Here is a 7,961-nt window from a genome sequence, read left to right on the forward strand (position 1 = left end):
ACCAAGGGCCTCGACCGTTGAATGCTGAGTGACAAGCACGAGCTTCGTTGAGCCCTAGACGCATCAAGTTGCGCGCCCTCGTCGAGGGCTGCTTCCATTGGCGCCAGATGATACAGCGAAGTTTGTGACGCACCCAGCCATCAAGATACTCAAGTGGCCGCTTGCTCTGACTCAGCTTGAAATAGCCAGCCCAACCGCGCAGTACGGGGTTTATCCGCTCGATGACGCTCGCCACTTTGTGGCTTCGCGTTGTGCGCAGCAGGCTTCGAAGTCGGTCGCGTAAGCGATCCAGACTCATCGTTGCCACTCTTAGTCTCGGCTGTTGATGCCAGCTCATCCCATAGCCCAAGTAATCACACATCCACGACCCGGCTACTCGGCTCTTTTCCCGGTTCAGCGTCAGTTTCAGGCGCTCGCTCAGGAAACGCTCAACGCTGGCCATCACCCGTTCACCTGCGCGACGACTGCGTACATAAATGTTCGCGTCATCGGCATACCGCACGAAGCGATGGCCCCGCCGCTCCAATTCACGATCAAGTTCGTTGAGCAGGATATTCGACAGCAACGGCGAGAGCGGGCCGCCTTGCGGCGTCCCTTCCTGCCGTCGGCTGACGAGACCGCCTGACATCGTTCCCGCTTCGAGGTAGCGACGGATCAGCGTGAGGACGCGTTTGTCTTCGATTTGACGCGCAACATGGGCCATCAGAACATCATGATTAACCCGATCAAAGAACTTCTCCAGATCGAGTTCCACGCACCAGCGGTGACCCGCCGCCGCGTGGGCACGGGCCGTTTCGATAGCTTGATGAGCGCTTCTGCCCGGACGAAAGCCGTAGCTGTAGTCCGAGAACAGCGGATCAAAGATAGGTGTGAGCTGTTGCAGCAAAGCCTGTTGGATCAGGCGATCCACGACACAGGGAATGCCCAGTTGCCGTGTTCCGCCTTTAGGTTTTGGGATGTCGACGGCGCGTACACCTTGCGGTTGGTACTCGCCGGCCAGCAACCGAGTCTTGAGGTTCGGCCAATACTGTTTCACGTAGCCTGCCAATTGGTCGACCGTCATGCCATCGGCACCCGGTGCGCCCTTGTTGCTGACTACGCGTTGATACGCACGCTTGAGGTTAGCCGGTGCAAGCACCCGCTCCATCAGCGTGTCCGACTCCGCGTTCGTCCACGCCACAGACGCCGTCGATGCTTGTGCCCTGTCAGCCGTCATCCTCGGATACCGTCCGGGACTTGGGGAAACAGTCTTCTCTTGGAGAATATTCTGCGTTTCAGCATTCGACGAGACTCTGGCGCCTACTGGCGGCATAACCTGTTCGGCCCTTGGTGGCGGGGTTATTCGCCACTTACTACGGCCTCGGCTGACTTCTGCACGCTCATCCCGTCGCCTCTCGACGCTCGGTAGCACACTGGCAAACGTGCAGATCTCCCAGGGTAATTCGCGTGACCTTCCTGCTTATGCCTGTCGGATCTACGTCACAGCGTTCTGTGCAAGTATCGGGCTTTGAAGATGCTTGCCTTCTTACCCCGCTGCGCCGCCTCTATCCGCTTCCTGTTCGTCAGGCCAGCAGTTTGCCTCGGGCTTCCTTCAGATTCGCAGTCACCCGCGACACCCTTGCCTCTGGCTAACACTTCCCCTTGCCGGGTGTGTAGAGGACTTTCACCTCCAAGTCACCAGCGAGGCCACCACAGCCAAGCTGGTTGCGCTTGCGCGCAACGCGCCATGCCTGGCGCACAAACGAAAAAGCCCCGCACGATGGCGAGGCTTTGGAGCAGCAAATAAAAAGCCCGACGCAATGGCCGGGCTCTTCTTTGGTGTCGCGCTGTACAGCTGAACACGTTGCTATAAAAACAGAACCATTCCATATGGACAACTGTTTTTATAGGCATTCAAAAAAACTGCTTTGCTTGCAAAATTGCACACCACTTGACCAGTCATTTTCACCGGCGCACATGAGACGTTCGCACCGGCAGATAAAGGCCAGAACCGAACGTTCGGCCTAAGCCGAAACCAAGGAAAAATGACAAAAAACAAAGTCGGCCTACTCATGGAGTAGACCGAAACTTTACTGTCAAACGATCAAGCTTGACACATACTCTCTAGTCTGAGCCGAGTATTCTTTCGCTTGAGCACCCTGGTACGAAATACCAACTTTCGCACCAAGCTTATTTGCATCCAAGCAATACATTGCGCCGTCTGCCCAAACAATTCCATCATCAATAAGCTTTTGGAGTAGCGCCTCCCCAACCTTTCCTTTCAACATCCGAAAATGGTCAATCTTGTCACGAAATCTAGCAAGTTGCCCCTTACTGTGAGAACGAAACGCCATCACAAGTCGACGAAGTGTCCGAAGCCCCTCAGAGACATGTAGAGCCTCATCATTGCCCTCGAAAATATTGAAAGAAGTCCATGGATACGCCTCAGATCCAGGCCAAGAAACCCTGAAAATCGCATCAGGCCGAACGATTGGAGCTGAGACACTGTGTCCAGACACTAGCTCCTCCGCTTCCAAAATAACTACTTCCTCGACATTTCTCGGGTCAACCTTCACAACAACCTGATCACAAATAAGATGTAACTTTTGGCACTGTACAAATGTTGGGGAAACAAGCTCAAGCTGCCCACCCAAGCCGAGCTTTACATCAGAACTCTCACAATCAATTGAAACCCCGGAAACTTTTCGCCCGAGAGTGATCAACCCTCCTTTCGGCGAGTTAAGTTCATAACTATTGGATTTACCACTATTTCTTTCTACGGTTATTTCGCTCTCGATACCACCGTCAGAGTTTTCTCCTACATACAGTCTTACCTTATCACCGGTAGTAGCCTTCGACACTACCGAATCAAATAAATACCCCAAATATTCAGCAGGAACTTCGTCAAGCCCACCATTTAGTGACAAATAAAAGTCCAACAAGAACGGGTTGGCGGTATGCTTTGCGGATGAAATATACTTCTCCGCACTCAACCTTATTTCCTGGGAGTCACTTTTGAGTGCGAAAGCAATAATTGCCGCTTCAAAAACAGAGCTAGAAGCGCCTTTACCATCGCCGTTCAAAAAAGGATGCTGAGGAAGTAGATTTTTAACTGCTTGCTCATACATCGCTATATGCTTCGGTGTCACGACAGGGGGGACTGGAGGCGTAGGCAAATTAAACATCAGACACGCCAACCTATGTAGTTGTTCGTCTGGAGTATAAAGATCTTCAGGAAAATCGGCGTGTGCATTCTTAAGTTGAATGGTTAGCTTTCCAGCTTCTCGGCTCAAAATCTCCCTAGCTAAACTAGTAAGCACCTCACCTTCAAGAACCCTTCGCATGTCTTCATTAATACGAGCAGGGTTTGGTTCGGCTGCAATGACTTTTGCCACGGCATCGAGCACAGGTGCGTAGCCAACAAAACGATCTGCGTCGGCCTGAGACAGTGTGCTTATCCCAGATATAACCTCTGCAACCGCCTCATCATAGACTTGACGATGATTGGAGAGCGAAGCCGCTAAGTGCGGATAATCCAAAATATCACTTGTAGTCTCAGTGGAGAGCGAAGTCAGCCGCGCCATCACGAATTTCTTTGCTTGCTCAGTATCAAAAAATTCAATATCAAGTATCGGTGCAGCGACATCAGAAATCTCGTTAATTATTAACCAAGCTTCTTCTATAATACCGACCCGACCAAGCAATACAATTGGCGCGCGCCCTTTCTTAGCTACCTTGGCTACATCGGCGAGAAAATCTTCAAATCCCGACTGGGTTACCCGAAGACGAGCCTCATCAAGCGCATCGATAACAATAGTTGTAGTGCCTGCTGACCAAGCTTCAAGGAGATCTGTATATACCAATCCTCCAACAAGGTAATTTCCGGCTACTGTTGAAGCTTCTGCCAAGTCAAGATAAACAGCGCCCGTTAATGCGCATATTTCCTTTGCAAGTGTTGATTTACCAACTGCACCTGGAGCTGCAATAAGCCAAACACGCTGACTCAAATCCGAAAAATCTGGCCGAGGGATGACGTTGGCTGGTACAAATGACACCATCGGAGTCAAATTACCATACCACCCAGGCAACTCTGACACAGTCTTGCGTTTGACCACGCTGGCCAAATGAGTGGACCAAAAATCATTGAACGAATATTCCATTTCTCTTCTCTCACCATGGCTGCAAATTTGACAACGTTTGTAGAGCTCGTCGAGTAAACCTTACCAGTTCCTCGCCGCTACGCCAGCACTATGCCATCACCGATACCTAAGTCTCTGTTTAGGCAGATCCAAATGAGGTACGAACGCTCCTAACGTAAACTCGTCTTCGACTCAGACATACGCCGATCTGCCATTGCCAATGTCCGCCTTGGGTCGAGCGCGGCCAGTCATCACTACGCCGTGGCCGCTCAACCCCATGCAAAGGGTAGTCAATACGGGTGCAATGTCTGGGCAGGTGGTATGCAATTGGGCGGTCCAGGCGGTGCAATTACCAGCTGTGATTTAGGCAGTCCCTAAGAGTGGGCTATCGGAATGGTTTTCCGAATATCCTGTCCAGCCCCCATCCTTGATACTTTCGAGAACGCAATCAATCCAAGCCACTCCGGCCTTCATCAGCTCCCGAGCTTTCCCCTCACTTACCTGGTGATACCGACCGACCCGAACTGCCGGCCATTTCGCCCCAAAGTACAGCCAGACAATATCCCCCATCTGCTGATCTCGTTTACACAGCCGAGCCAACGCGGCATCCACGACACAGGCAAGCTCGTCAGTGATGCAGTACGACTTGGCCGGCGTAGGCATTGCATCACGCATCAGTGCCAACATGGGCGAGGCATAGCTGGGAATTCCCCTTCCATCCATACGCCACCACCCCCACTGCTCTAGCAGGTATTCCGTATCACCTAACGGGTGCAGCGCTGGTTTGCGAATCATCATGTGTTGTACCCCTTAGTCCCCGGTGTAATTTGATCCGCCGGCACCGCGACGGTTGTTCTGTTGGTAGTACGCTGCCGGGGCAGATATCGACGAGCCCCTCTTGAGTACTTCAATTTCGCGCTGAGCCTGCTGCAATCTGAGGCTGAGCTGTGTCACCAATTCGTCTGTAGAAAGCACCAACCTGCTGCCCGCCATTACCCAACCTGAGCCGTTGCAGTCGCTGCAAACCAGTTCATGAAACACCCCTTGCACCACGGCTCTCCCCTTACAGGTCAAGCAGTGCTCCAGCTCGATCTGCGCCTTACGAAAGCCAAGGGCCTGGGCTTTTTTCATGTTTTGAATCCTCGCCTATGGTTGTTTCTTGAATAGCCTCGCAAGCCTTGTGCTCTGTGGCTTGCAGCGGATTACCAGAATCTCCCGATCTAAAGCCGGTCAAGGTATGAATACGCTTGAAGCCCTTTGCATCTAGATACGCGCACCACCGGTCCAAGGCCTCACGCTTGCGACTCATTACGTCCGACTGGATGTACACCTTCACGTTGTGACCCATGGCGTGGTTGATCAGCAGCTCACCAATCAGGTGGTCGATGCCGATGTCTGCCCAGCCGGTACGGGCCACCTTGCGCAGGTCGTGACTGGTCCACTCACCCCTACCCAGCCGCGTGAATACAGCGCACGCCTGACCCTCGCTCAACGCCTTGCCATTGCGGGATGGGAACAGGAACTGACCGTCGTAGCCTTTGGCCCGCTGGATTTCGCGATAACCGATCAGCATCTGCCGTACCTGGTCGGTCAGCGGCAAATGGTGCTCGACGCCGGTTTTAGTGTGCTCGGCCGGGATGAACCACTCCCGCTCAGCAAGGCTGATATGCGACCACTGGGCCTGCCGGGTCTCACCAATGCGGGTGCCGTGGCATAGCATCATCAGGGCGAGCATGGCATCAGCAGGCGCGCTGGCCATGGCATCCCGCAGCAGGATAATCAGGTCCTGAAGCTGGGTGACCCGCAACCGTGACGGCTTCACACCCACTTTGGCCTTGGAGAAGTCGCTGAACTTGACGTCCTTCATCGGGTTGGCCGAGATCAGCCGAAGCTTGAACGCCTGGCGGAATGCCAAGGCCAGCAGCTGGAACGCTGAGCGCACGTAGTCAATGCCAATGGCCTCCTGCGCAGGCCACATGAACTGATCGTCCAGGGTGGCCTTGTCAATTGAGGCCAGCGGCACGGCGCCAAGGAGCGGCTTTAGGTGGCACTTGATCAGCGATGCACCGGTCTTTTTGCGCTTGCTCGACAGGCTACGGTCGCGGGCCATCCGGTCGGCGTACCAGTCCAGCAGTTCGCCGGTAGTGATCCACTTCGAAAGGTTGGAGCCGGCACCCGCATCCAGGCGAAGACGAATTGCCGGCAGTGCGGCGACGACCTGCTTGGCGTTAAGGTCGGGGAAGCTGCCGATGCGCTTCCACTCGCCCTTCACTACCAGATACCACGACGCACGGGCACGGGCTTTGGTGAAGCGCAGGTATAGGCCGCGATTCTCGATGTCGCGCAGATCCCGGACGTCGCCGGTGGCTTGGCGCTTGATTTCGGCGTCGGTGATCTTCACGGCGGCGCTGCTCATCAGGCCTCCACCTCGGAACCGTCGAGCCAGGCCATGAACGCCGCCGGTACATCGGAGCCCGACTCGGCGACAACCTGGGCGCACAACTGAACCAAGTCGGCCTGACGGCCATACGCCTGCTCGAAAGCGACCTTCTGCCCGTGCACGGCGAAACCGGGAAAACCGTCGCCGCCGTAGCCGTGCTGGTGGTGGCCGGCGCACAAAGGCAACACGTACCAATGCGCATGCGGCTTGGTGCGGCCGTCAACGTGGTGGATGCTGCACTGGTCGTTGTGAATATCCATCGAGACGCGGCAAGCCACGCAACCGACAGTGGTGACCAGAGTGTCGTGCCAGCGCTTCTGCTGGGCAGTGACCGAGCGACCCTTCATTCCGACACCCTCGCCTGTTCAAGCTCGATCAGCAGCTCGATGAAGTGCTTGGCCTTCTCCAAATCCGCAACACCCCCCTTATCACGCCACCGAGTCACGTACTTGATGACACTACCTTCGGCGAAGGGAATGCTGTTCGCGTGAATAAATTCGATGGGTTGGATTTTCAGCGACTTGTAGTGATCGCCCGACACCTGCTTGTCCAGAGCGCTCATTACGCAAACTCCCGCAGCACTTCTTGCAGACGCTTGGCCCTGATGATGGCTTTGGCATCGTTTTCACGCTCAGCCTCCACAGACAACGCCACTTCTTCGATACGCCCAGCCAATGCCCTCATGCGTTTACTCAGCTCGTCAGAGAGACTCACCACCTCACCAGACAGGGTCGCCAAAACGTCCAGGGCACTGGCCTCTGGCTTCTTGATCGAAACAACGGTCTGCTGGGTTGCCTGAGTCATTGCTTGTTCCTTCTTGGGTTTGAGGGTGACTGCATCGCGTTGAAACTTTCCGCCTACCGGTTCCCGGATCAGTCCGGCGTCCCTCAGCTCACCAAGGGCGCGACGTATGGCATAAGCCGATGCACCCGTCGCATTGGCAGCCAAGACAGCGCCGTGGATATCGTGAGTGCTCCAGCTCGCTTGAATCGGTACGTAACCAAATATCTTTTGGGCGATCGAGGACTGTCCAGCGAGCACGTTTTGTTGCTTGGCTGCATTCATCAGAAGCCACCTGTTGGATTGAATTTATTAGGGAGGGATTTCGAGCGGCTACGTGGGAGCGAGGCTTCTTGCTGCTCGCGCTTCCCGGTGCAATTGACAAAGCGCGCCAGCAACTGGGCGCGGGCAACCTTGCCGTCAAGCGGGATCGACTGCTGCGACATCGTCATCAACAACTGCGCGTCGCCGTACTCTTCCGCCAGCTGAGTTTCGGGCTTCTGCGAGTCGTGGCCGATGCCCACCGCGATGTCTTCGAGCGGTTGCCCGCTGACCAGCATCCGAATGGTGATGTCGTAAGCGCGGTCGAAGACCTTGCTGGCCTTCTCCGACACCAGGCTGTT

At 54.8% G+C, this 7,961-nt stretch carries 8 protein-coding genes and 1 pseudogene; all 9 read right to left on the bottom strand.

Annotated features, from left to right (window positions below; translation table 11 throughout):
- Positions 1 to 1,312, bottom strand: a 1,312-nt coding sequence (ltrA, locus tag CKW25_RS25790; protein WP_095083810.1) for a group II intron reverse transcriptase/maturase, incomplete at its 3' end; no start/stop codon positions are given.
- Between the two features lie 763 nt (positions 1,313 to 2,075).
- A complete protein-coding gene (locus CKW25_RS25800; protein ID WP_143497501.1) occupies positions 2,076 to 4,139 on the bottom strand; it encodes a hypothetical protein in 2,064 nt (687 codons plus the stop codon).
- A gap of 342 nt (positions 4,140 to 4,481) precedes the next feature.
- Entirely contained in the window at positions 4,482 to 4,916 is a 435-nt protein-coding gene (locus tag CKW25_RS25805) for an antiterminator Q family protein (RefSeq protein ID WP_172736658.1), read from the bottom strand.
- 12 nt (positions 4,917 to 4,928) lie between these two features.
- On the bottom strand, positions 4,929 to 5,249 hold the full coding sequence (locus CKW25_RS25810; RefSeq protein ID WP_095083804.1) for a hypothetical protein: 321 nt from the start codon (positions 5,247 to 5,249) through the stop codon (positions 4,929 to 4,931).
- A complete protein-coding gene (locus CKW25_RS25815) occupies positions 5,218 to 6,534 on the bottom strand; it encodes a site-specific integrase (RefSeq protein ID WP_095083805.1) in 1,317 nt (438 codons plus the stop codon). Before CKW25_RS25815 ends, CKW25_RS25810 begins: the two co-directional genes overlap by 32 nt.
- A complete protein-coding gene (locus CKW25_RS25820) occupies positions 6,534 to 6,905 on the bottom strand; it encodes a Ref family recombination enhancement nuclease (protein WP_095083806.1) in 372 nt (123 codons plus the stop codon). The genes CKW25_RS25815 and CKW25_RS25820 overlap by 1 nt, the downstream gene beginning before the upstream one ends.
- Complete coding sequence (locus CKW25_RS25825; protein WP_095083808.1) at positions 6,902 to 7,120, bottom strand: DUF3310 domain-containing protein; 219 nt, start codon at positions 7,118 to 7,120, stop codon at positions 6,902 to 6,904. The genes CKW25_RS25820 and CKW25_RS25825 overlap by 4 nt, the downstream gene beginning before the upstream one ends.
- The gene (locus tag CKW25_RS25830) at positions 7,120 to 7,623 is read right to left on the bottom strand and encodes a hypothetical protein (protein ID WP_095083809.1); all 504 of its coding nucleotides are present in this window, start codon (positions 7,621 to 7,623) and stop codon (positions 7,120 to 7,122) included. Before CKW25_RS25830 ends, CKW25_RS25825 begins: the two co-directional genes overlap by 1 nt.
- Positions 7,623 to 7,961: pseudogene (locus tag CKW25_RS27235) on the bottom strand (hypothetical protein); the annotation flags it as partial. The gene CKW25_RS25830 and the pseudogene CKW25_RS27235, both read right to left, overlap by 1 nt.

The organism is Pseudomonas sp. Irchel s3h17, from assembly GCF_900187505.1.
In the GTDB taxonomy this organism is placed as follows: domain Bacteria; phylum Pseudomonadota; class Gammaproteobacteria; order Pseudomonadales; family Pseudomonadaceae; genus Aquipseudomonas.

Bases quoted from the DNA above. Each gene is read 5' to 3' on its own strand.
- CKW25_RS25810 (WP_095083804.1), bottom strand. From the start codon at position 5,249: ATGAAAAAAGCCCAGGCCCTTGGCTTTCGTAAGGCGCAGATCGAGCTG.
- CKW25_RS25825 (WP_095083808.1), bottom strand. From the start codon at position 7,120: ATGAGCGCTCTGGACAAGCAGGTGTCGGGCGATCACTACAAGTCGCTG.
- CKW25_RS25820 (WP_095083806.1), bottom strand. From the start codon at position 6,905: ATGAAGGGTCGCTCGGTCACTGCCCAGCAGAAGCGCTGGCACGACACT.
- CKW25_RS25800 (WP_143497501.1), bottom strand. From the start codon at position 4,139: ATGGAATATTCGTTCAATGATTTTTGGTCCACTCATTTGGCCAGCGTG.
- CKW25_RS25815 (WP_095083805.1), bottom strand. From the start codon at position 6,534: ATGAGCAGCGCCGCCGTGAAGATCACCGACGCCGAAATCAAGCGCCAA.
- CKW25_RS25830 (WP_095083809.1), bottom strand. From the start codon at position 7,623: ATGAATGCAGCCAAGCAACAAAACGTGCTCGCTGGACAGTCCTCGATC.
- CKW25_RS25805 (WP_172736658.1), bottom strand. From the start codon at position 4,916: ATGATGATTCGCAAACCAGCGCTGCACCCGTTAGGTGATACGGAATAC.